Below are 21,249 nucleotides of genomic sequence, written 5' to 3'. Positions count from 1 at the left end.
GGCTTACTCCAGCTCTGCGCGCTTGCGCTCGTTGTTCAGGTGGAAGGCACCCGTGGTGACGATGACCGTGCCATCGGCCACGCCCTTGTTCACGGGGCGCATGCCGCCGCTGGCGGTGCCCAGCTCGACGGGCGTGAGGCGGTAGTGGTTCTCGCCCTTCTTGACGAAGACATGGTCGCGGTCGTTCTCGCGCACCACGGCCTCGGCCGGCACGGCCAGCAGCTGGCGCACCTCGCCCTGGATGCGCATGGTGGCCAGCATCTGGGGCTTGAGGTCGCGCTCGGGGTTGTCCACCTGGGTGCGGATGGTGACGGTGCGGGTCTCGGGCGTCACGGTGTCGCCCACATGCACGATCTGGCCGGACAGCACGCGCTCGCCCAGGGCGGGCACGGCGATCTCCACGGCCTGGCCGGCACGCACGCCGCTGGCCATCTGCTCGGGGATCGCGCCCACCACCCAGACGCTGCTCAGGTCGGCCACGGTGAACAGCGGATCGCCGGGCTGGGTCACCTGGCCGGAGCTGACCTTGCGCTCGATCACCACGCCGGCCCCTGTGGACAGCACGGCCGCATGCGACTGCAGCGTGCCCTTGTCGCGCAGTTGGGCGATGGCGCTGTCGGGAATGCCGATCAGGCGCAACTGGTCGCCGGCAGCGCGCTGCTCGGCGCGGGCAATCGACAGCTCGGACTCGCGGCGCTGCAGCTCGGCCGAGCCGATGACGTCGGCGGCGATCAGCTGGCGCGCGCGCTCCACGCCGCGCTCGGCCAGCGTGGCGGCGGAGTGTGCACGCAGATAGGCCAGCTGGGCGGTGGTCAGCTCGGGGCTGGCCACGCGGGCCAGCACCTGGCCCGCACGCACGCGGTCGCCCACTTCGACCAGCACCTCGGTCACGCGCCCCGTGGCGGCCGCGCCAATGCGGGTGACCTGGCGCTCATTGGCCTCGATGCGGCCGGACACCTCCTGCAGCAGCGCGATCTGCGCCTGCGCCACGGGCTTGACGGCGAAGTTGGGTGCCATCTCGGCGGTCACTCGGACCTCCATCGGGTCCTGCTCCTGGGCAGCGGCTGCCGCTGGCGCCGCCTTGGCCTCGGCCTCTTCGTTCTTGCCGCAGGCGCTCAGCGCCAGCGTTGCGGCCAGCAGGCCGGCCAGGGCCAGGGAGTTCACCAAGGTGCTGCTGCCTGCGCGGGCGGCGATGGGTTTCGGATGCATATTCAAGGACATGTTCGTTTCTGATTTCGGGTGTGAGGCAGGGACGGCGCGCTTCACAGCGCGGACGGATCGTCGTAGCGGCCCGCGAGGTATTCGAGCTGTATGCGCGCCGCCTGCAGCTGGTAGCGCGCATCGAGCAGGTCTGCACGGATGGAGCGCAGCACGCGCTGCGCATCGAGCACATCGAGAATGCCGCGCTCGCCGAAGCGGTAGGCGGCCTCGGCCACGCGCAGGGCCGACTCGGCCTCGCGCACCGAACCCTGGCTCAGTGCCTGGGTGCGCAGTCGTGCCATCTCCAGCTCCTTCCAGGCCTGCAGCGTCTGCTGGCGCAGCTCGATCTGCCGGCCCTCCAGCTGCAGACGCGCGCGCTCCAGCTCGGAGGCCGCCTCGTCGATGGGGCCGCGGTGCTGGTCGAGCAAGGGGATCTGGATGCTCACGCCCACCGTGTTCAGGCGCACGTCGGGCTCGCGCGTCTGGCCGTAGCGCAGCTCCACGCCCGGCCAGCGCGAGGCCTTGGCACCGTCGAGCCGCGCCTGGGCACGCTCGACCTCCGCCTTGAGCTGGCGCAGTTCGGGATGCTCCATGGGATCGATCTCCCCCATGTCCTCGATGCGCAACGGATCCTCCAGCGACACATCCAGGCGAAAGCGCACGGGCAGCTGGCCTGCGGCCAGGCGGCCCAGCGACAGCTGCGCCTGCTCGGCGCGCAGCCTTGCGGTCTGCTCCTGCTGGCGCGCCTGGATGATTTCGGCATCGGCCTTGATGATTTCGTAGCGGGCCGCCTCGCCGCTGTCCACGCGGACGCGGACGCGCTCATGGGCCTGCTCCAGAAGGCGAACCGCCTCCTTGGCGGCCTCCACCTCCGCCTCGCGCAGCACCATTTCGTAGGCGCGCAGCCGCACCTGGGCCACCAGCGCATTGCGCGTGGTCGCCACGAAGTGCACCGACCCCTGCTCGCCTGCCTTGGCGGCCTCCACGCGCGCACCGCGCACGGCGGGGTTCTCGATGGGCAACGCCACGGCCCAGCCCTGCACCGTGCCGGCCGCCGCGCCGGGCACGCGGGCGCTGTTGCGGCCCTGGTTCCATTCGAGCTTGGGATTGGGCAGCGCCGAGGCGCTGACCACGCCTGCGCGCGCCGTGGTCCGCGACTGCTCGACAGCGCGCAGATCGGGGTTGTGGTCCAGCACGGCGCGAACGACCTCGTTCAGGCTCAGCTGGGGCAGGCGCTGTGCGGCGGCCGAAGCCACCGAAGGCGCCTCTGCGGCCGAACCGGCCTTCGGCACGATCGGCGTACGGGACGCCGCGGCCTCGGCGGCCTCGGCGGCGGCCGGAGCCGCCTGCGTCAGGGGCGCCTGGGACGCCTGGGGCTTGCCAGGGGGGTGGGACTGCGCCGAAGCGCCAGCACCCCAGCCCACCAGCAGGCTGCAGATCGCGCCTTGCAGGACCTTGCGCGAACAGGATGGAAAACGGGCGGGGGCCATTCCCGCCAATACCGTTGGATTCACCATGGCATGCATCTGCCGCAAAGCGACAGTCGAGGGGTTGAGTAAGAGATGGGCCCTTCCCTGCGGACCACGCGGGAACGGGCATGGCCGCGCCGTGCGCAGTCAGCGCGCGGACGACGGCATGGCGTGCACGCCAGCAAGGCGCGCACGAGCAGTGATCAGGCAGTGGGATGCGTCAGCCGACAAGGGGCGCAAGGGGCACAGGGGGCACAAGGCATGCCTGCGCCGCAATATGCGGTCAGCCGAGCAGGGAAGGTCTTGGAGGGCGCAGCAGCTGGCCCGGGGCGGGCGACAGGTGCGCCTGGGAATAGGTCGAAGGCGGGGCCCACAGCGACACCACCTGCACGGCGATGGGCTCGGGCGGCCAGTACATCTCGGCGGAACGGTCCTCGCCGCAGGCCAGCAGGGCCAGCAGCTGGCGCTTGTTGCCGCTGTGTGCCGTCAGCTCGGCAAACTCGGTCTCGTCGTCTTCCTCCACTTCCGCGAGTTCCTCGAGGAATTCCTCATCGATGGTCACGACGGGATGGTGCGCCAGCAGGCCATCGCCTTCCAGTCCATCGGAAGATGCCGAAGCTGCCACCTGCCCGCAGAAGATGGACAGCAGCATCAGCAACGAAAAGACAAACGATGGCGCAAGGCGCATGGAGCGGGGCAGACGAGTCGGTGAAAGATGGACGCCCTGCAAACAGGACACCGTCTATTGTTACGAATGTTGAGGGAAAGTTCCGGGTTTGCCCTTAAAAAATCTGGGCAATAGATCGTGTTTTGTGCACAAAGGCTTTCCATGTGAAGAAGTCACACCAAAAACCGCAACAACCAGAAACAAAAAAGCCACCTTACGGTGGCTTCTTGTCTGCGCAAACACGAGGGTCTGCACAAGGAATCTGGCGGAGTGGACGGGACTCGAACCCGCGACCCCCGGCGTGACAGGCCGGTATTCTAACCAACTGAACTACCACTCCTGGCAGGCAACTTTTGCGCTCTTGCGAGCCAAGTGCTGCAAACTTGGCGACCCTACGGGGATTCGAACCCCGGTACTCACCGTGAAAGGGTGATGTCCTAGGCCTCTAGACGATAGGGTCAATCCTAGAACTTGCGTTACAAACTCAAGTCTCGATTTTTGGTGGAGGTAAACGGGATCGAACCGATGACCTCTTGCATGCCATGCAAGCGCTCTCCCAGCTGAGCTATACCCCCAAAGAATCCGATACTGGCGGAGTGGACGGGACTCGAACCCGCGACCCCCGGCGTGACAGGCCGGTATTCTAACCAACTGAACTACCACTCCTGGCAGACAGCTTTTGCGCTCTTTCGAGCCAAGTGCTGCAAACTTGGCGACCCTACGGGGATTCGAACCCCGGTACTCACCGTGAAAGGGTGATGTCCTAGGCCTCTAGACGATAGGGTCACAGCCTGTGATCCGCCGATAAAAAAGCGCCTTCGTGTTTCAAAGGCGCTTACATACCAAGCGACAAATTTTGGCGGAGTGGACGGGACTCGAACCCGCGACCCCCGGCGTGACAGGCCGGTATTCTAACCAACTGAACTACCACTCCTGGCAGACAGCTTTTGTGCTCTTGCGAGCCAAGTGCTGCAAACTTGGCGACCCTACGGGGATTCGAACCCCGGTACTCACCGTGAAAGGGTGATGTCCTAGGCCTCTAGACGATAGGGTCAATCCTAGAACTTGCGTTACAAACTCAAGTCTCAATTTTGGTGGAGGTAAACGGGATCGAACCGATGACCTCTTGCATGCCATGCAAGCGCTCTCCCAGCTGAGCTATACCCCCTTCATGCTGCAATCGCTGCTTCTTGTTAGTTGCTGCGTTTGCATCAGAGACTCGAATTATAGACAGGTTTTTAGCGGTTTTTCAAACGGGCCAGAATTTTTTCACGACCCAGCAGCTCCAGCACCGCGTCCACCGAAGGCGTGTGCGCCGTGCCCAGCGTCAGCACGCGCACCGGCATGGCCAGTTGCGGCATCTTCAGGCCCTGGGCCTTGAGCACTTCCTTGATCAGGGCGGCAATGGCTTCCTTGCTCCACTCCACCGAGGCGATGCCTTCGGCGAAGGCGTCCAGGGTGGGCGCCACGGCGTCGGTCACATGCTTGGCCAGGTCTTCGGCGTTGCGGTCGAAGGCGTCCACATAGAACAGGCGCACCCAGCCGGCCAGATCGACCAGGGTTTCGCAGCGGTCCTTGAACAGGGCGCAGATGCGCGGCAGGCGGTCGTCTGCATCGAGCAGCGCCTGGTCCAGACCCGTCTTGAGCACGAAGGGGCGCACCAGCTCTGCCAGGGCCGCATCGTCCAGGGCCTTCAGGTGCTGGGCGTTGACCCAGCGCAGCTTGGCCTCGTCGAACTGGCCAGCGCTGCGGCCCAGGTGGTCCAGGTTGAACCACTCCAGGAACTGGGCGCGGCTGAAGATTTCGTCGTCGCCGTGGCTCCAGCCCAGGCGGGCCAGGTAGTTGACCATGGCGTCGGGCAGGTAGCCTTCGTCGCGGTACTGGGTGACGGCCTTGGCGCCGTTGCGCTTGCTCATCTTCTCGCCCTGCTCGTTGAGCACGGTGGGCAGATGGGCGAACACGGGCACGCTGGCGCCCAGGGCCTCGAAGATGTGGATCTGGCGCGGCGTGTTGTTGACGTGGTCGTCGCCTCGGATGACATGGGTGATGGCCATGTCCATGTCGTCCACGCAGACGCAGAAGTTGTAGGTGGGCGTGCCATCGGGGCGCGCGATCACCAGGTCGTCCAGCTCGCTGTTCTGGAACTCGATGCGGCCCTTGCACTTGTCTTCCCAGGCCACGACGCCGCCCTTCGGCGTCTTGAAGCGCAGCACGGGACGCACGCCTTCGGGCACGGGCGGCAGCACCTTGCCTTCCTCAGGGCGCCAGGTGCCGTCGTAGCGCGGCTTTTCCTTGTTGGCCATCTGGCGCTCGCGCAGGGCGTCGAGTTCTTCCACGCTCATGTAGCAGGGGTAGACATGGCCCGAAGCCTGCAGGCCGGCCAGCACCTCCTTGTAGCGGTCCATGCGCTGCATTTGATAGAACGGACCTTCGTCATGGTCCAGCTGCAGCCAGGCCATGCCCTCGATGATCACGTCCACCGAGGCCTGGGTGGAGCGCTCCACGTCGGTGTCCTCGATGCGCAGGATGAAATCGCCGCCCGTGGCGCGCGCAAAGGCCCAGGGATACAGGGCCGAGCGGATGTTGCCCAGGTGGATGAAGCCCGTGGGAGACGGGGCAAAACGGGTACGTACTTTTTGTGTCATTGCAGGGTATCCAGTCCGCGGGAGAGATCGTTCTTGAGGTCGCCCAGGTATTCCAGTCCGACGGAGATGCGCAGCAGGCCCTGGCCGATGCCGGCGGCACGGCGCTGCTCTTCGCTCAGGCGGCCATGCGAGGTGCTGGCCGGATGGGTGATGGTGGTCTTGACGTCGCCCAGGTTGGCCGTGATCGAGCACACTCGGGTGCTGTCGGCCACATGGAAGGCGTTGGCGCGCAGCTGTTCGGCGCCATCGCCCACCACGTCGAAGGACAGCACGCCGCCGCCCATGCCGTTTTGCTGGCGCATGGCCAGCTCGTGCTGCGGGTGGCTGGCCAGGCCCGGGTAGTAGACGCGGGCGACCTTGGGATGGGCCTCCAGCCAGGTGGCCAGCTCCAGCGCGGAGGCGCTTTGCGCCTTCACGCGCAGGGACAGCGTCTCCAGCCCCTTGAGCACCACCCAGGCGTTGAACGGTGCCAGGTTCAGGCCGCCGCTGCGCAGGAAGGTGCCCATGACCTTGTCCACCAGTGCCGTCGTGCCGCAGACGGCGCCCGACATGACACGGCCCTGGCCGTCCAGCAGCTTGGTGCCGGAGTGCACGACCAGGTCGGCACCGAACTTGGCAGGCTGCTGCAGCACGGGCGAGGCAAAGCTGTTGTCCACGGCCAGCAGCGCGCCATGGGCGTGCGCCAGCTCGGCCAGCGCGGCGATGTCGCACAGGTCGGTCAGCGGGTTGGTCGGCGTCTCGGCGAACAGAAGGCGCGTGTTGGGACGGATGGCCGCCTTCCAGGCCTGCACATCGGTCTGCGAGACAAAGCTGGTCTCCACGCCGAAGCGCGCCATCTCGCCGCCCAGCAGCTTGATGGTGGAGCCGAACATGGACTGCGAGCAGATCACATGGTCGCCGGCCTTGAGCGTGGTCAGCGCCACCAGCAAGATGGCCGACATGCCCGTGGACGTGGCCACCGCGCATTCCGTGCCCTCCATGGCGGCCAGGCGCTGCTCGAAGCTGGTGACCGTGGGGTTGGAGGTGCGGCTGTAGGTGTAGCCGGGCTCTTCATTGGCGAAGCGGCGTGCGGCCGTTGCACAGTCGGGCTGCACGAAGCTGCTGGTCATGTACAGGGCTTCGCTGTGCTCACCCCACTGGCTTCGCTCCACGCCCACGCGCAGGGCCAGCGTATCGGGATGCAGGCCTTCGGGAAGTGTCTTGTTGGTCACGTTGATGGTCCTTGGGGATCGGGCGCAGCCCGCCAGCGGTGGCGGTGCCCGGAAAAAAGGAGCTAGAAGCACTTGTCACCTGGCGGCTTCCAGGGCCTTGCGGCCCTGGACTCTCCAGCACCAGCGCTTTTAGCTCATTTGTCAAAAAAGGCGGGCCACAGGCCCGCCCGACATTGTCACTGAATGCCCTGGCGCTCAGGCTTCCTGGGCATTGGGCAGGGACAGACGCGACGCATCGCTGGCCTCTTCCTCCCCGCCCCGGTTACGCCCCTCGTTGAGCGCCGTGACCTCGTCCTCGGAGATGTCGCCCGTGATGTAGACGCCGTCGAAGCACGAGGCCTCGAAGCCCTGCACCTGCGGGTTGATCTTGCCCACGGTCTGCTTCATGGCGGCCACGTCCTGGTAGATCAGCGCGTCGGCGCCGATGACCTGGCGGATTTCCTCGACCGTGCGGCCATGCGCCACCAGTTCGGCGCGCGTGGGCATGTCGATGCCGTAGACGTTGGGATGGCGCACCGGAGGAGCGGCCGAGGCCAGGTAGACCTTGACGGCGCCGGCGTCACGCGCCATCTGCACGATTTCCTTGGAGGTGGTGCCGCGCACGATGGAGTCGTCCACCAGCAGCACCTTGCGGCCCTTGAACTCGCTGCCGATGGCGTTGAGCTTCTGGCGCACGGATTTCTTGCGCGAGGCCTGGCCCGGCATGATGAAGGTGCGGCCCACGTAGCGGTTCTTGACGAAGCCTTCGCGGTAGGGGATGCCCAGCAGCTGGGCCAGCTGCATGGCGCTGGGCCGGCTGGATTCCGGAATCGGGATGATGGCGTCGATCTCGTTGGGCGGCACGGTGGAGACCACGCGCTTGGCCAGCGTCTCGCCCATGTTCAGGCGCGCCTGGTAGACGGAGATGCCGTCGAGCACCGAGTCCGGACGGGCCAGGTACACGTACTCGAACACGCAGGGGTGCAGCTCGCTCTTTTCGGCGCACTGGCGGGTTTCGACCTGGCCGTCGCTGTGCACGAACACGGCTTCACCCGGAGCGACATCGCGCTCGAGCTGGTGCAGCGTGCCTTCCAGGGCCACGGATTCGCTGGCCAGCATCACCGTGCCGTCGGCGCTGCGGCCCATGCACAGGGGACGGATGCCGAAGGGGTCGCGGAAGGCCAGCAGGCCGTAGCCCGCAATCAGCGCGATCACGGCGTACGAGCCCTTGATGCGCTTGTGCACGGCGCTGACGGCCTGGAAGACGTCTTCGCTCTTGAGCGGTGCGCCGCTGCTGGCGCGGGCCAGCTCGTGGGCCAGCACGTTGAGCAGGACTTCGGAGTCGCTCTCGGTGTTGGTGTGGCGGTGGTCGGTGTCCGACAGTTCCTCGCGCAGCTGCTTGGCGTTGGTGAGGTTGCCGTTGTGCACCATGACGATGCCGAAGGGCGCGTTCACGTAGAAGGGCTGGGCCTCTTCCTCGCTGGTCGCGTTGCCGGCCGTCGGGTAGCGCACCTGGCCCAGGCCCACCGTGCCCGGCAGGGCGCGCATGTTGCGGGTGCGGAACACGTCGCGCACCATGCCCTTGGCCTTGTGCATGAAGAACTTGCGCTCCTGCTGGGTCACGATGCCGGCGGCATCCTGTCCACGGTGCTGCAGCAGCAGCAGGGCGTCATAGATCAGTTGATTCACGGGCGCGGTGCTGACTACACCAACGATTCCACACATAGTTGCGTTCCATCCGTTTGCGAAGGTCGCCCTTCGCTGTCTGGGCCGTAGCAGCCACCCATTGGCCACGCCTGCGCCCGATTTCTCTATCCAAACTGTTTCTGCCAGCCGACTCCTGCGCTGCAGCGCCTTGTCATGCAGCCGGCAGATAGCGTCCCCATTCCTGCGGCAGCTGCGGCAAAACCGCAGCCAGCGCCTGCATCAGCCACGGCGCCAGGGCTGAATCCTGCCACCACTGTCCCTGGTGCAGCGGCGTGTAGCTGATCACCATCGTTGCCACCAGGGCCAGCAGCGCCCCGCGCAGCACGCCGAACAGCGCGCCCAGCGTGCGGTCCACGGGCCTCAGGCCCACCGCCTCGATCAGCCGGCGCGACAGCCAGGACACCAGGCCCCAGCCGAACAGCGCCAGCACGAACAACAGCACAAAGCCTGCGGCATAGCGCAGCTGCATGTCCCAGTCCTGCATGGGCAGCCACAGCGCCACGTCGGCAGCCCAGATGCGGGCCACGACGAAGGCCACCAGCCAGCCGAGCAGCGACAGCACCTCATACACCAGCCCGCGCCAGGCGCCTAGCAGCATCGATGCCAGCACGCAGGCCAGCAAAACCCAGTCCACCGTGGACATACGCTATCTCTGTGCGCCTGTGCTGCTTTGCAAGATGTACGTCACCGCCTCAGAGCTTGAGCACCGACGCCGGCAGGCCCTGGCCCTTGACGCGCGCCGCCGCCTTGTCGGCCTCGGCACGGCCGTTGAACGGGCCCACACGCACACGCGTGCGCTTGCCGTCCTTGGTGTCCACCACCTGCGTGAAAGTCTTCAGGCCCGCCAGCTCCAGCTTGGCGCGGATTTCCTGGGCCTTGCCGGCATCGGAGAAGGCGCCGACCTGCACGATGAAGCGCTCGTCCGTCGCCGCAGCAGCCGCCGGTGCGCTGCGACCTTCCAGCAGGGCCCGGGCACGCGCGGCGTCGTCGCTCCTGGACGGCTCGGGCTTGGGTTCGGGCTTTGGCTTCGGCTCGGGTTTGGGTTCGGGCTTGGGCTCCGGCTTGTGTTCGGGTTTGGCCGGCTCGGGCTTGGGCCTGGGTTCCGGCTTGGGCTCGGGTTTGGTCTCAGGCTTGGCGGCGGGCTTGGGCTCAGGCTTTGCCTCCGGCCGGGTCTCGGGCTTTGCTTCCGGCTTGACCGGAGCCACCTGCGAGACGGCCGGCGCCACGGGCACGGAAGGCCTGCCCATGGGAACCTCTTCCTCGTCGGCGCCCAGCGAGGCCTGGGCCGGCACGCGGCCTGCCGGGGATGCGGCGCCCTGGTGCGGATGGGCGTCCACGGCATTGGCGCCGGGCACGACCAGAGGAGCGACCTTGTCGCGGTCGGGAATCTCGATGGGGATGTCCACGGGAATCGGACGCGGCTGGGTGTCGAACAGCAGGGGGAATCCCACCACGCCCGCCAGGACCAGCACGGCCGCGCCGATGAGGCGGTGGCGCGCCCGGCGGCGCATGACATCGACGCTTTCCGCCTGTCCCAGCCGTGTGGGCCGCCTCGATGCGGACGACGAATCACCGTCGTCTTTTTTGCCGGGCCAACGAAAATTGAAAAATGCCATGGAGTGCGGACTCGTTCAGATCGGCCACCACAGGCAGCCACGATGGCCGTTTGCGGTGCGGATCACTGGATTCAGGTGCCCAGATGCTTGGCGTTCAGCCGGGGCGGGCCGTCCTGCAGCACGCCGCCCACCGTGAAGAACGAGCCAAAGACCACGATTCTATCAGTGGGACCTGCTGCAAGAACCGCGGCATCCAGCGCCAGCTGCGGGTTTGCGAAGGTGGCCAGCGAGATCTCGCGCGGCACGCCCGGCGCGGGCGGCAGGGCTTCGATCTTCTGGCGCAGCACCTCGGCGCTCTCGGCGCGCGGCGTGGGCAGGTCGGTGAGATACCAGCGGTCGATCAGCGGGGCAATCCTGGCCAGCATGGGGGCCAGGTCCTTGTCGTGCATGGCGCCGAAGACCGCATGCGTGCAGGGAAAGTAGCCCATGGCATCGAGGTTGGCCGTCAGCGCCGCCACCGAATGCGGGTTGTGCGCAACATCTAGCACCAGCGTGGGCTGGCCCGGAATGATCTGGAAACGGCCCGGCAGCTCGACCATGGCCAGCCCCGTGCGAACGGCCTGGGCCGTGACGGGGAGGCGGCTGCGGATGGCTTCGAGCGCGGCCAGCGCACCCGATGCATTGACCAGCTGGTTGGCGCCGCGCAGCGCCGGATAGGCCAGACCGGCATAGCGCCGCCCACGTCCGGCCCAGCCCCACTGCTGCTTGTCGCCCGAGAAGTTGAAGTCCTGGCCCAGGCGCCAGAGATCGGCACCAATGGCCTGTGCATGGTCCAGCACGCTTTGCGGCGGCATGGGATCGCTGACCACCACCGGCCGGCCGGCGCGCATGATGCCGGCCTTCTCGCGGCCGATGCTCTCGCGGTCCGGCCCCAGGAATTCCACGTGGTCGATGTCGATGCTGGTGATGACGGCGCAATCGGCGTCGATCACATTGGTGGCATCCAGCCGCCCGCCCAGGCCCACCTCGAGAATCGCCACATCCAGCCTGGACTGGCTCATCAGCCGCAGGATGGCCAGCGTGGTGAACTCGAAATAGGTGAGCGCCACTTCCGTGCCCTGCACGCGCGCCTGCTCCACGGCCTCGAACTGCGGCAGCAGCTCGGCAGCCTTCACGATCTCGCCGCCCACGCGGCAGCGTTCCTCGAAATGCACCAGATGCGGCGATGTGTAGACGCCGGGGCGAAAGCCCGATTGCAGCGCCACGGCCTCCAGCATGGCGCAGGTCGAGCCCTTGCCGTTGGTGCCCGCCACCGTGATCACGGGGCAGTCGAAACGCAGGTCCAGGCGCTGGGCAACTTCGCGCACGCGATCCAGGCCCAGCGCAATATTCTTGGGGTGCAGGCGCTCGCAATAGGCGAGCCATGCATCCAATGTGGGAAATGAGGTGTGCATACTGCGCGCTATTGTTACCCAGGGACAGTGTCCTTATGGGGTCCTCGCCATCCATTGACTGCGGCAACTGCAACCAATCATGACCACTGCAAACACTGTGACGCTCTACGGCATTCCCAACTGCGACACCGTCAAGAAGGCCCGCGCCTGGCTCACCGACCAGGGCATCGCCTACGAATTCCACGACTTCAAGAAACAGGGTGTTCCCGCCGAGCAGTTGCCCGCCTGGATGCAGGCTGTCGGCTGGGAAAAGCTGCTCAACCGCCAAGGCACGACGTGGCGCAAGCTCGATGCCGACACCCAGGCCGCCGCCCAGGATGCGGCCGGTGCCGCAGCCCTCATGCAGCAGCAGCCCAGCGTCATCAAGCGCCCGGTCGTCCAATGGCCGCAGGGACGCATCACCGTGGGTTTTGCGCCCGACGCCTGGGCAGAGATGGCCCACGGGGGCAAGCGCTGACTCTGCCATCAGGCCTGGAACAGCTTATTACGTGGATTTACGCGACCGCAAACTGCTTTCCAGGCCCGAGGAATACACTTGCATGGAGCCTGGCAGGAAATACCGCCAGCGCAACAGGAGTGCAATCATGAAATCCCTGGTTCTTTTGACGCTGGCGGCCACGACCGCCACCGTGGCCCTGGCCCAGGAGCAAGGCCGGGTGCTGTCGGTGACCCCGGTGACCCAGCAGGTGGCCGTGCCCCAGCAGGTCTGCCGCGATGAAAACGTCTATACCGGCCAGCGCACCTCGGGCGCGGGCGCCGTTCTGGGTGCCCTGGCGGGCGGCGTGGTCGGCAATGCCATCGGCCATGGCGGCGGACGCGCGGCCGCCACGGCGGCCGGCGTGATCGGCGGCGCCATGCTGGGCAACCAGGCCGAGGCCACGGGCCAGCCCCAGTACCAGACGGTGCGCAACTGCACCACCCAGACCTACTACCAGAACCGCGCCGTGGCCTATGACGTGGTCTACGAGTACGCAGGCCGCAACTACACGACGCGCACCACCACGCCGCCCGGTGACTGGATCGCGCTGAGCGTGCAGCCCGCCGCCAACAGCGCGGCCTATGGCAGCAACGGCTACTACGGCACCAACCAGCCGCCCCAGGCCGCGTACTCCACCGCACCCGTGCCGCCGCCCGTGGTCTACCAGAACAACTACTACGACGGCGGTGGCTACTACACCCCCCAGCCTGTGCAGCCCGTGTATTCGGCCGGTGACTATGTGGCCCCCGTGGTGATTGGAGCAGCCCTTGCTGCCGGCGTGTACTACGCCTCGCGCCCCAGCTATCACGGCTGGCGCGGCGGCTACCGCCACGGCTGGCGCCGCTGAGGCCGCCATGCGCTCGCCCCGCAAGCCCCGACAAGGGGCTTTTTGCATGGCGGCGGCCAGCACGTACGGGCAGCGGCCGGGTGCTGGCCTAAAATGGGCGGTTTAGTCCACCCTCTGCCCAGCTTCCATGACCACCGAAACCATCTCTGGCATCACCCTGACCACCAAGGCCAATGTCTATTTCGACGGCAAATGCATCAGCCACGGCTTCACGCTGGCCGATGGCACGAAGAAGTCTGCCGGCGTGGTGCTGCCCAGCCAGCTGACCTTCGGCACGGCCGCCGCCGAGATCATGGAATGCGTGGCTGGTTCCTGCGAGTACAAGCTCGACGGCTCGGACCAGTGGCTGACCTCCAAGGCCGGCGAGTCCTTCCAGGTGCCTGCGAACTCCAAGTTCGACATCCGCGTGACCGAGGCCTACCACTACATCTGCCACTACGCCTAAGAGTGCCTGAGCGCCTGGGCAGACCGACGCATTCGACCTGACGGCGCCCAGGCGCCTTCCGTGTTTTCCGGCAGCCGCGTCCAGCACGCCAGCCGCCATCGTTATTGAGAGAAGCATCGTATGGAAACCATCCTGCAAAACGTCCCCGTCGGCCAAAAGGTCGGCATCGCCTTCTCGGGCGGCCTGGACACCAGCGCCGCCCTGCGCTGGATGAAGAACAAGGGCGCCCTGCCCTACGCCTACACGGCCAACCTGGGCCAGCCCGACGAGGCCGACTACGACGAAATCCCCCGCAAGGCCATGGAGTACGGCGCCGAGCAGGCCCGCCTGATCGACTGCCGCGCGCAGCTGGCCGGCGAAGGCATTGCCGCCATCCAGGCCGGCGCCTTCCACATCTCCACGGGCGGCATCACCTATTTCAACACCACGCCCCTGGGCCGTGCCGTGACCGGCACCATGCTGGTGGCCGCCATGAAGGAAGACGACGTCAACATCTGGGGTGACGGCTCGACCTTCAAGGGCAACGACATCGAGCGCTTCTACCGCTACGGCCTGCTGACCAACCCCGCTCTGAAGATCTACAAGCCCTGGCTGGACCAGACCTTCATCGACGAGCTGGGCGGCCGCGCCGAGATGTCGGCCTTCATGACCAAGGAAGGCTTCGGCTACAAGATGAGCGCCGAGAAGGCCTACTCGACCGACAGCAACATGCTGGGCGCCACGCACGAAGCCAAGGACCTGGAGTTCCTGAACAGCGGCATCCGCATCGTCAACCCCATCATGGGCGTGGCGTTCTGGAAGCCCGAGGTCGAGGTCAAGGCCGAGGAAGTGTCGGTGACCTTCGAAGAAGGCCGCCCCGTGGCCCTCAATGGCAAGGAAATCGCCGATCCCGTGGAGCTGTTCCTGGAAGCCAACCGCATCGGTGGCCGCCACGGCCTGGGCATGAGCGACCAGATCGAGAACCGCATCATCGAAGCCAAGAGCCGCGGCATCTACGAAGCCCCCGGCATGGCCCTGCTGCACATCGCCTACGAGCGCCTGGTGACCGGCATCCACAACGAGGACACCATCGAGCAGTACCGCATCAACGGCCTGCGCCTGGGCCGCCTGCTGTACCAGGGCCGCTGGTTCGACCCGCAGGCCATCATGCTGCGCGAAACCGCCCAACGCTGGGTGGCCCGCGCCGTGACCGGCACCGTGACGCTGGAGCTGCGCCGCGGCAATGACTACTCCATCCTGAACACCGAATCGCCCAACCTGACCTATGCGCCCGAGCGCCTGTCGATGGAAAAGGTCGAGGACGCGCCCTTCAGCCCCGCCGACCGCATCGGCCAGCTGACCATGCGCAACCTGGACCTGATGGACACCCGCGACAAGCTGGCCATCTACGCCAAGGCCGGCCTGCTGTCCCTGGGCACCAGCACCGCCCTGCCCCAATTGGGCGGCAAGGAATGACCTACACCCCCTGAGCGGCTGACGCCGCTTCCCCCCGTTGCACGGCGCCTCTCTACTCGCTTCGCGAGGGAGGGGGACGACGCCCTCGCTGCGGGGCGGCCCTTGCTCGGCGTCCCTGGCATGGGACGCGCCCGCCAAGCACGCGACGCCATGGGCCAGAAAATCGCACACTTGCATCCCACAAGCCGCCGCAAGGCGGCTTTTTTACGCCCCTGCTACCAGTGCGCGCCCTCGAAACGCTGCACGAGAAAATCCAGCAGCGCACGCACGGCCACCGGCAGATGGCGGCGCGAGCTGTACAGCGCATGCACGGTCAGCGGCTGCGGGCGCCAGTCGGGCAGCACCAGCTCCAACTGGCCGTTTTGCAGCATGGGCTGGACCAGGTAGGTTGGCTGCAAGGCAATGCCGGCGCCTTCGACGGCAGCGGCGGCCAGCACGGTGGCTTCGTTGGCGTTGAACCAGGTGGTGACGGCGATCTGCTGCTCATCGCCTTCATCGTCACGGCGAGTCAATTGCCAGACATTGCGCCCCACGCGCATGTGTCCCAGGCAGCGGTGCGCCTGCAGCTGGGCCGGTGCCTGCGGCCGGCCAGCCGCATCCAGATAGGCGGTCGAGGCCACCAGCACCGATTCGCACACGGCCAGCGGCCGGGCGATGAGTGCGGCGCCCGGATCAGCGCTGATGCGTATGGCCAGGTCGATGCGCTGCTGCACCAGGTCCAGCGCGCCGTCGTCCACCAGCAGGTCGATCTTGAGGTGCGGGTGCAGCCGCATGAACTGCGCAATGGCCGGCGCCATCTGCGCATGGCCGAAGGACATGCTGCAGGTCACGCGCAGCAGGCCGCGCAACTGGCTGTCGCCGGCGCGCATCTCGCCTTGCACCTCATCGGCCAGGGCCAGCATCTGCTGGCTGTAGCGCAGGCACTGCGCACCGGCATCGGTGAGCGAGACACGGCGCGTGGTGCGGTGCAGCAGGCGCGCGCCCAGCCACTGCTCCAGCGACTCCACATGGCGCGTGGCCATGGCGCGCGACAGGTCCAGCCGCTCGGCCGCCGCCGTGAAGCTGCCGCATTCGGCCACCGTGGCAAACACCTGCATCGCCAGCAATCGGTCCATGGATATGCTCGATTTCTGCAACAAACAAGCGCATATTTTGCCGTTTATCTGCTCGATTTCAAAAACTAAAGTACCACCCATGGCAGCACGGCGCTGCCACCCGTTTCTGTCTTGTGCTTTTTTCAAAGGAAATCGACATGCTTCGCACCACCTTGCTTTCGCTCACCCTGGCCCTGTCGGCCGGCCTGTCCCACGCCCAGGCGCCCGCCCCGCTGCAGATGAAGGTCTACCAGGCCGACGAACACAGCTTTGCCGTGACCTCCACCCTGATCACCGGCGCCAAGGAGGCCGTGGTCGTGGACAGCGGCTTCACCCGCGCCGACGGCCTGCGCATTGCCGCCAATGTGCTGGACAGCGGCAAGCAGCTGACCACCATCCTCATCAGCAATGCCGACCCCGACTACTACTTCGGCGCCGAAGTGCTCAAGAGCCTGTTCCCGCAGGCCAAGGTGGTGGCCACGCCGGCCGTGCGCGAGAAGATCGAGTCCAAGCTGCAGGGCAAGCTGGCCTTCTGGGGCCCCAAGATGGGCGCCAACGCCCCCAGCCATCCCGTGCTGCCCGAGGCCCTGCAAGGCAATACGGTGATGGTGGACGGCCAGGCGCTGGAGCTGCGCGGCACCACCGGCCCGCTGGCCCACCGCCCCTATGTCTGGGTGCCTGCGCTGCAGGCCATCGTCGGCAACGTGGGCGTGTTCGGCAACCTGCATGTCTGGACAGCGGACACGCAAAAGAGCGCCGAGCGCAAGGCCTGGCTGGCGCAGCTGGACGAGATGCAGGCCCTCAAGCCCGCTGTCGTCGTGCCCGGCCACATGCAGGCCGGCACGGCCATGGACGCCAGCGCCATCGCCTATACACGCGACTATCTCCAGCGTTTCGAGGCCGCCGCCGCCAAGGCGGGCAACAGCGCCGAGCTGATCGGTGCCATGAAGCAGGCCTACCCGCAGGCCGGCATGGCGCTGTCGCTGGACATCGGCGCCAAGGTGAACAAGGGCGAGATGCCATGGTAAGCATGCACTTTCGCAAAAATCCTCATGGAACCTGCATGCTGCGCCCTTGATCCAACCAGCTGCCGCCCTCATTCGTCGTGGCGGCAGGAGGTGCAGCCATGAAATACATGAAGCATTGGCAGGACCCGCTCAACGTCCTGCTGGGAGTCTGGTTGGCAGTCTCGCCCTGGGTGCTGGGGTTCCAGGACCAGATGGCGCCCACGGCCAACGGCGTGGTCATCGGACTGGCGCTGATTGCCGCTGCGCTGGGAGCCATCTTCATGCCCCGCGCGTGGGAGGAATGGACCGAAGGCCTGCTGGGTCTGTGGATGGTGATCTCGCCCTGGGTGCTGGGCTTTGCCGGCCAGATGGACGCCATGCGCAATGCCGTGGTGTCGGGCATCGTGGTGCTGGTGCTCGCGCTGTGGGTGCTGATGACCGACAAGGACTATATGGACTGGCGCAGTCGCTCCGCCCACTGAGGCGCTGATGCGCAGCGGCCCGCAGGCGGCAATGCCCTGCGGGCCGCTGTTTTTTTGCCGCCGTGCCCCTCAAGAACCGCCCAAGGACCGCCCAAGGCCGCTCAGACCACGACGGGCTCGGGCTCCAGGCGGATGCCGAATCGCTCGTAGACGCTGGTCTGTATCGCTCCGGCCAGCGTCATGACCTCGCCGCCCGTGACGCTGCTGTCCACGCTGTGCCGGTCGCCCCGGTTGACCAGCACCAGGGCCTGCTTGTCATACACCCCGGCGCGGCCCATGGACTTGCCCTTCCAGCCGCAGGCATCGATCAGCCAGCCGGCGGCCAGCTTGATGGAGCCGTCGTCCATGGGGTAGTGCACGATGCGGGGCTCGCGCGCAATGATGTCGGCGCACTGCTCGGGCGTCACCGTCGGGTTCTTGAAGAAGCTGCCCGCGTTGCCGATGTGCTCCGGATCGGGCAGCTTGGCGCGGCGGATCTCGCAGACCCAGTCGAAGATCTGGCGGGCCGTGGGCTCGGCCACGCCCGCCTCGGCCTGGCGGCGCTGCAGGTCCAGGTAGCCCAGGCCGGGCTTCCAGTCCTTGGGCAGGGCCAGGCGCACGCGCGTGATCACGGCGCGGCCCTTGAGGCCCATGCCGCGCGGCGGCACGCCCTTCATGCGCGCACGCGCCACGGGCGTGGGCTCGGCCGGCGCATGCTTGAACACCGAGTCGCGGTAGCCGAAGGCGCATTGCGCGGCATCCAGCGTGAAGGACTCCCCCGTGGCCAGGTCGATGGCATCCAGCGACTCGAACCGGTCCTGCAGCTCCAATCCGTAGGCGCCGATGTTCTGCACCGGCGACGCGCCCACGGTGCCGGGAATCAGCGCCATGTTCTCCAGGCCGCCGTAGCCCTGCGACAGGGTCCAGGCCACCAGGTCGTGCCAGCGCTCGCCGGCACCGGCCTCGACGATCCAGTGGCGATCGGTCTCGCGCAGCAGGCGCATGCCCGCTATCTCCATCTTGAGGACCACGGGATCGACGTCGCCCGTGATCACCACATTGCTGCCGCCGCCCAGCACGAACACGGGCTGGCGGCCCCACAGCGGATCGGCCAGGAAATGGCGCACGTCCTCGTCGCTGCGCACGCGCACCAGGGTGTGGGCACGGGCGGCGATACCGAAGCTGTTGCAATGCTGCAGCGGAACATTTTTCTCGACTAACATCGACCGGATTGTCGCACCGCCTCCCTGCGCCGCCGGCCCCGCGCCCGCATCGCCCGGCCGCGCGCTGCGGTACTTTTTCAGAACATTTACAGGAAATATTTGCCATGCCTTCTTTTGACACCGTGTGCGAAGCCGACTTCGTCGAAGTGAAGAACGCCGTGGAGAACACCGCCAAGGAAATCGGCACACGCTTCGACTTCAAGGGCACCTCGGCCGCCATCGAGCTCAAGGACAAGGAAATCACGCTGTTCGGCGATGCCGACTTCCAGCTGCAGCAGGTCGAGGACATCCTGCGCAACAAGCTGACCAAGCGCAGCGTGGACGTGCGCTTCCTGGACATCCAGAAGGCCCAGAAGATCGGCGGCGACAAGCTCAAGCAGACCATCAAGGTCAAGAACGGCATCGAGGCCGAGCTGGGCAAGAAGCTGCAAAAGCTGATCAAGGACAGCAAGCTCAAGGTGCAGGCCGCCATCCAGGGCGACGCCGTGCGCGTCACCGGCGCCAAGCGCGACGACCTGCAGGCCGCCATGGCCCTGATCCGCAAGGACCTGGCCGACCATCCCCTGTCCTTCAACAACTTCCGCGACTGATCGCCTGGCACCCGCCTCTGCGCCACAAGCCACCCCATGCGCCACCTACGTGCCGTACTTCTGAGCCTGGCCGCAGCGGCCGCGCTGGCTCCACCATCGGCGACGGCGCAGTCCGTGGCGCTCAGCGGCGTGCTGGGCAGCAAGGCCTTGCTGGTCATAGACGGCGGCACGCCGCGCGCGCTGGCGGCGGGCGAAAGCCTGCAGGACGTGCGCGTGCTGCAGGTATCGGGTGACACGGCCGAGGTGGAAATCAAGGGCCGCCGCCAGACATTGCGCCTGGGCGAGGCGCCCATCAGCCTGGGCGGCCGGGGCGCGGCGGCGGGCGATCCCGCGCTCGGCCGGCGCGTGGTGCTCAAGGCCGACAACCGGGGGCACTTCATCGAACGCGGCCAGATCAATGGCAAGACCATGGTCTACATGGTGGACACGGGCGCCAGCTCGGTCGCCATCGGCCGGTCCGACGCCGAACGCATGGGCCTGCCCTTTCTCAAGGGCCAGCCGGTGATGATGCGCACCGCCAACGGCGATGCCCAGGGCTGGCGCCTGCGGCTGGATTCGGTGCGCGTGGGCGATGTCGAGGTCTTCGGTGTGGACGCCGTGGTCGCCCCTCTTCCCATGCCCTATGTGCTGCTGGGCAACAGCTTTCTTGCCCACGTCCAGATGACCCGCCAGGGCAGCGAGATGGTGCTGGAGCGGCGCTGATGCGGCCTGCATGCGCCCCGCTTCCCGCACCCCGCCAACGATGAGCCGACGCCCCGACGATTCCTACGAAGACCTGCTGGGCCTGTGGTCCGACCTGGAGGCCGCACTGTCCGTGCTGCTGTCCGCGCCGCTGCAGGTGCAGGGCTTCCTGGTCAAGCTGCAGCAGATCGACCTGTGGCTGCAGGAGCTGATCGCCCACGACAGCGATGCCGCGCTGTACCTGATGTTCCAGCGCGCCTGCTCGTCCACCGTGGGCTACAGCGCCTCCCATGCCCTGGTCTGCGCCTGCCTGTGCCATGTGCTGGCGCGCGAGCTGCGCCTGGACGAGTCCGAACACCGCACCCTGGTGTATGGCGCACTGACCATGAACATCGGCATGAACGCGCTGCAGGACGAACTGGCGCTGCAGCGCGAGCCGCTGACCCCCGCCCAGCAGCAGGCCGTGCAGCGCCACCCGCTGCACAGCCAGGCCCTGCTGGCGCGGCTGTTCGTCAACGATGCGCTGTGGCTGGAGCTGGTGGGCCACCACCACGAGGCCGTGCCGCAGCAGCCGCTGTCCACGCTGGCGCCCGTGCAGCGGCTGGTCCGCATCCTGGGCACGGTGGACCGCTACGCCGCCCTGATCAGCCCGCGCAAGTCACGCGAAGGCCGCAGCGCCGCCGAGTCGCTGCGCGCGCTCACCCAGCAGCAGCGCTACTCCGACGAGGTGGGCTTCGCGCTGGTGCGCGCCGTGGGCCTGTGCCCGCCGGGCACCTATGTGCGGCTGGACAACGGTGACATCGCCGTGGTGCTGCGCCGTGGCGAGCCGCCGCAGCCGCCGCTGGTGGCCAGCGTGATCGGCGCCGACGGCGCGAGCCTGTATCCGCCCGTCATCCATGAAGGCGAGGACGGCCCCCGCATCCGCTCGGCACTGGCGCGCGCCGCCATCACGCTGGAGCTGGACCCGCGCACGTTGGCCCAGCTGGGCGTGCTGGCCGCACGCGGCAGCCAGTCGCTGTACCGCATGGTGCAGATGCCCGGGCCTGTCTGAACGATCTGGCGCCTGAAGCGCGCGACACC

General features: G+C 67.0%; 20 protein-coding genes and 8 tRNA genes. 9 read left to right on the top strand and 19 right to left on the bottom strand.

The features are described 5' to 3' along the window. Positions 1 to 3: 3 nt before the first annotated feature. The 17 genes from ACF8ME_RS22940 to folC all read right to left on the bottom strand — a co-directional run bounded on the left by ACF8ME_RS22940 (position 4) and on the right by folC (position 11,888). Positions 4 to 1,221, bottom strand: coding sequence for an efflux RND transporter periplasmic adaptor subunit (locus tag ACF8ME_RS22940; RefSeq protein ID WP_047219905.1), 1,218 nt, complete (start codon positions 1,219 to 1,221; stop codon positions 4 to 6). 41 nt (positions 1,222 to 1,262) lie between these two features. Then, positions 1,263 to 2,717, bottom strand: coding sequence for a TolC family protein (locus tag ACF8ME_RS22935; RefSeq protein WP_392418308.1), 1,455 nt, complete (start codon positions 2,715 to 2,717; stop codon positions 1,263 to 1,265). A gap of 235 nt (positions 2,718 to 2,952) precedes the next feature. Then, positions 2,953 to 3,321, bottom strand: coding sequence for a hypothetical protein (locus tag ACF8ME_RS22930; protein ID WP_017407525.1), 369 nt, complete (start codon positions 3,319 to 3,321; stop codon positions 2,953 to 2,955). 278 nt (positions 3,322 to 3,599) lie between these two features. Then, positions 3,600 to 3,676: transfer RNA gene (locus ACF8ME_RS22925), tRNA-Asp, on the bottom strand. Between the two features lie 44 nt (positions 3,677 to 3,720). After that, positions 3,721 to 3,796 (bottom strand) — tRNA-Glu (locus ACF8ME_RS22920). Positions 3,797 to 3,835: 39 nt separating this feature from the next. Then, a tRNA-Ala gene (locus ACF8ME_RS22915) sits at positions 3,836 to 3,911 on the bottom strand. Positions 3,912 to 3,925: 14 nt separating this feature from the next. Further along, a tRNA-Asp gene (locus ACF8ME_RS22910) sits at positions 3,926 to 4,002 on the bottom strand. Between the two features lie 44 nt (positions 4,003 to 4,046). Beyond that, a tRNA-Glu gene (locus tag ACF8ME_RS22905) sits at positions 4,047 to 4,122 on the bottom strand. 71 nt (positions 4,123 to 4,193) lie between these two features. Then, positions 4,194 to 4,270: transfer RNA gene (locus ACF8ME_RS22900), tRNA-Asp, on the bottom strand. A 44-nt stretch (positions 4,271 to 4,314) separates the two neighbouring features. Next, positions 4,315 to 4,390, bottom strand: a tRNA-Glu gene (locus ACF8ME_RS22895). 38 nt (positions 4,391 to 4,428) lie between these two features. After that, a tRNA-Ala gene (locus tag ACF8ME_RS22890) sits at positions 4,429 to 4,504 on the bottom strand. Positions 4,505 to 4,574: 70 nt separating this feature from the next. Beyond that, entirely contained in the window at positions 4,575 to 5,981 is a 1,407-nt protein-coding gene (gene gltX, locus ACF8ME_RS22885) for a glutamate--tRNA ligase (RefSeq protein WP_017404949.1), read from the bottom strand. Continuing rightward, complete coding sequence (locus tag ACF8ME_RS22880; protein ID WP_392418307.1) at positions 5,978 to 7,192, bottom strand: O-succinylhomoserine sulfhydrylase; 1,215 nt, start codon at positions 7,190 to 7,192, stop codon at positions 5,978 to 5,980. The genes gltX and ACF8ME_RS22880 overlap by 4 nt, the downstream gene beginning before the upstream one ends. Positions 7,193 to 7,387: 195 nt before the next feature. Beyond that, positions 7,388 to 8,896, bottom strand: a complete 1,509-nt coding sequence (purF, locus tag ACF8ME_RS22875; RefSeq protein WP_016449259.1) for an amidophosphoribosyltransferase — start codon at positions 8,894 to 8,896, stop codon at positions 7,388 to 7,390. 133 nt (positions 8,897 to 9,029) lie between these two features. After that, entirely contained in the window at positions 9,030 to 9,521 is a 492-nt protein-coding gene (locus ACF8ME_RS22870) for a CvpA family protein (protein ID WP_016451425.1), read from the bottom strand. Between the two features lie 49 nt (positions 9,522 to 9,570). Beyond that, the gene (locus ACF8ME_RS22865) at positions 9,571 to 10,494 is read right to left on the bottom strand and encodes an SPOR domain-containing protein (RefSeq protein WP_026062261.1); all 924 of its coding nucleotides are present in this window, start codon (positions 10,492 to 10,494) and stop codon (positions 9,571 to 9,573) included. A 71-nt stretch (positions 10,495 to 10,565) separates the two neighbouring features. Then, positions 10,566 to 11,888, bottom strand: a complete 1,323-nt coding sequence (gene folC / locus ACF8ME_RS22860) for a bifunctional tetrahydrofolate synthase/dihydrofolate synthase (protein ID WP_016449256.1) — start codon at positions 11,886 to 11,888, stop codon at positions 10,566 to 10,568. A 79-nt stretch (positions 11,889 to 11,967) separates the two neighbouring features. On the opposite strand from folC, the gene ACF8ME_RS22855 reads away from it, so the two are divergent. The 4 genes from ACF8ME_RS22855 to argG all read left to right on the top strand — a co-directional run bounded on the left by ACF8ME_RS22855 (position 11,968) and on the right by argG (position 15,113). Next, positions 11,968 to 12,345: an ArsC family reductase gene (locus tag ACF8ME_RS22855; protein ID WP_016449255.1), complete on the top strand. Its 378-nt coding sequence runs from the start codon at positions 11,968 to 11,970 to the stop codon at positions 12,343 to 12,345. A 127-nt stretch (positions 12,346 to 12,472) separates the two neighbouring features. After that, complete coding sequence (locus ACF8ME_RS22850) at positions 12,473 to 13,213, top strand: glycine zipper 2TM domain-containing protein (protein ID WP_392418305.1); 741 nt, start codon at positions 12,473 to 12,475, stop codon at positions 13,211 to 13,213. Between the two features lie 127 nt (positions 13,214 to 13,340). Next, positions 13,341 to 13,658 (top strand): pyrimidine/purine nucleoside phosphorylase, encoded by a 318-nt coding sequence (locus tag ACF8ME_RS22845; RefSeq protein WP_012206574.1) that lies wholly within the window; start codon positions 13,341 to 13,343, stop codon positions 13,656 to 13,658. A 120-nt stretch (positions 13,659 to 13,778) separates the two neighbouring features. Beyond that, positions 13,779 to 15,113 carry an argininosuccinate synthase gene (gene argG / locus ACF8ME_RS22840; RefSeq protein WP_016449252.1) on the top strand — a complete coding sequence of 445 codons (1,335 nt, stop codon included), beginning with the start codon at positions 13,779 to 13,781 and terminating at the stop codon, positions 15,111 to 15,113. Between the two features lie 215 nt (positions 15,114 to 15,328). Here the strand turns inward: argG and ACF8ME_RS22835 are convergent, their stop codons facing one another. Beyond that, complete coding sequence (locus tag ACF8ME_RS22835) at positions 15,329 to 16,228, bottom strand: LysR substrate-binding domain-containing protein (protein WP_392418303.1); 900 nt, start codon at positions 16,226 to 16,228, stop codon at positions 15,329 to 15,331. Positions 16,229 to 16,365: 137 nt separating this feature from the next. Here ACF8ME_RS22835 and ACF8ME_RS22830 point away from each other — a divergent pair, with 137 nt between their 5' ends. Beyond that, positions 16,366 to 17,235, top strand: a complete 870-nt coding sequence (locus tag ACF8ME_RS22830; RefSeq protein WP_017407584.1) for an MBL fold metallo-hydrolase — start codon at positions 16,366 to 16,368, stop codon at positions 17,233 to 17,235. Between the two features lie 98 nt (positions 17,236 to 17,333). Continuing rightward, complete coding sequence (locus ACF8ME_RS22825; protein ID WP_016449249.1) at positions 17,334 to 17,696, top strand: SPW repeat protein; 363 nt, start codon at positions 17,334 to 17,336, stop codon at positions 17,694 to 17,696. Positions 17,697 to 17,797: 101 nt separating this feature from the next. On the opposite strand, the gene murB is transcribed toward ACF8ME_RS22825, so the two are convergent. Further along, positions 17,798 to 18,898: a UDP-N-acetylmuramate dehydrogenase gene (murB, locus tag ACF8ME_RS22820; RefSeq protein WP_392418301.1), complete on the bottom strand. Its 1,101-nt coding sequence runs from the start codon at positions 18,896 to 18,898 to the stop codon at positions 17,798 to 17,800. Positions 18,899 to 19,002: 104 nt separating this feature from the next. On the opposite strand from murB, the gene ACF8ME_RS22815 reads away from it, so the two are divergent. From ACF8ME_RS22815 to ACF8ME_RS22805, 3 genes are read left to right on the top strand one after another with little or no spacing between them, the layout of a single operon-like run. Next, positions 19,003 to 19,488, top strand: coding sequence for a YajQ family cyclic di-GMP-binding protein (locus tag ACF8ME_RS22815; protein ID WP_012206580.1), 486 nt, complete (start codon positions 19,003 to 19,005; stop codon positions 19,486 to 19,488). Between the two features lie 36 nt (positions 19,489 to 19,524). Then, complete coding sequence (locus ACF8ME_RS22810) at positions 19,525 to 20,190, top strand: TIGR02281 family clan AA aspartic protease (RefSeq protein ID WP_016451421.1); 666 nt, start codon at positions 19,525 to 19,527, stop codon at positions 20,188 to 20,190. Between the two features lie 40 nt (positions 20,191 to 20,230). After that, positions 20,231 to 21,220: an HD-GYP domain-containing protein gene (locus tag ACF8ME_RS22805; protein ID WP_016451420.1), complete on the top strand. Its 990-nt coding sequence runs from the start codon at positions 20,231 to 20,233 to the stop codon at positions 21,218 to 21,220. Positions 21,221 to 21,249: the final 29 nt, after the last annotated feature.

Source organism: Delftia sp. WSY_7, assembly GCF_043104845.1.
GTDB classification, from domain to species: domain Bacteria; phylum Pseudomonadota; class Gammaproteobacteria; order Burkholderiales; family Burkholderiaceae_C; genus Comamonas; species Comamonas tsuruhatensis.
Note: the sequence above shows the minus strand (reverse complement) of the source record. Positions and strands in the feature narration are given on the sequence as shown.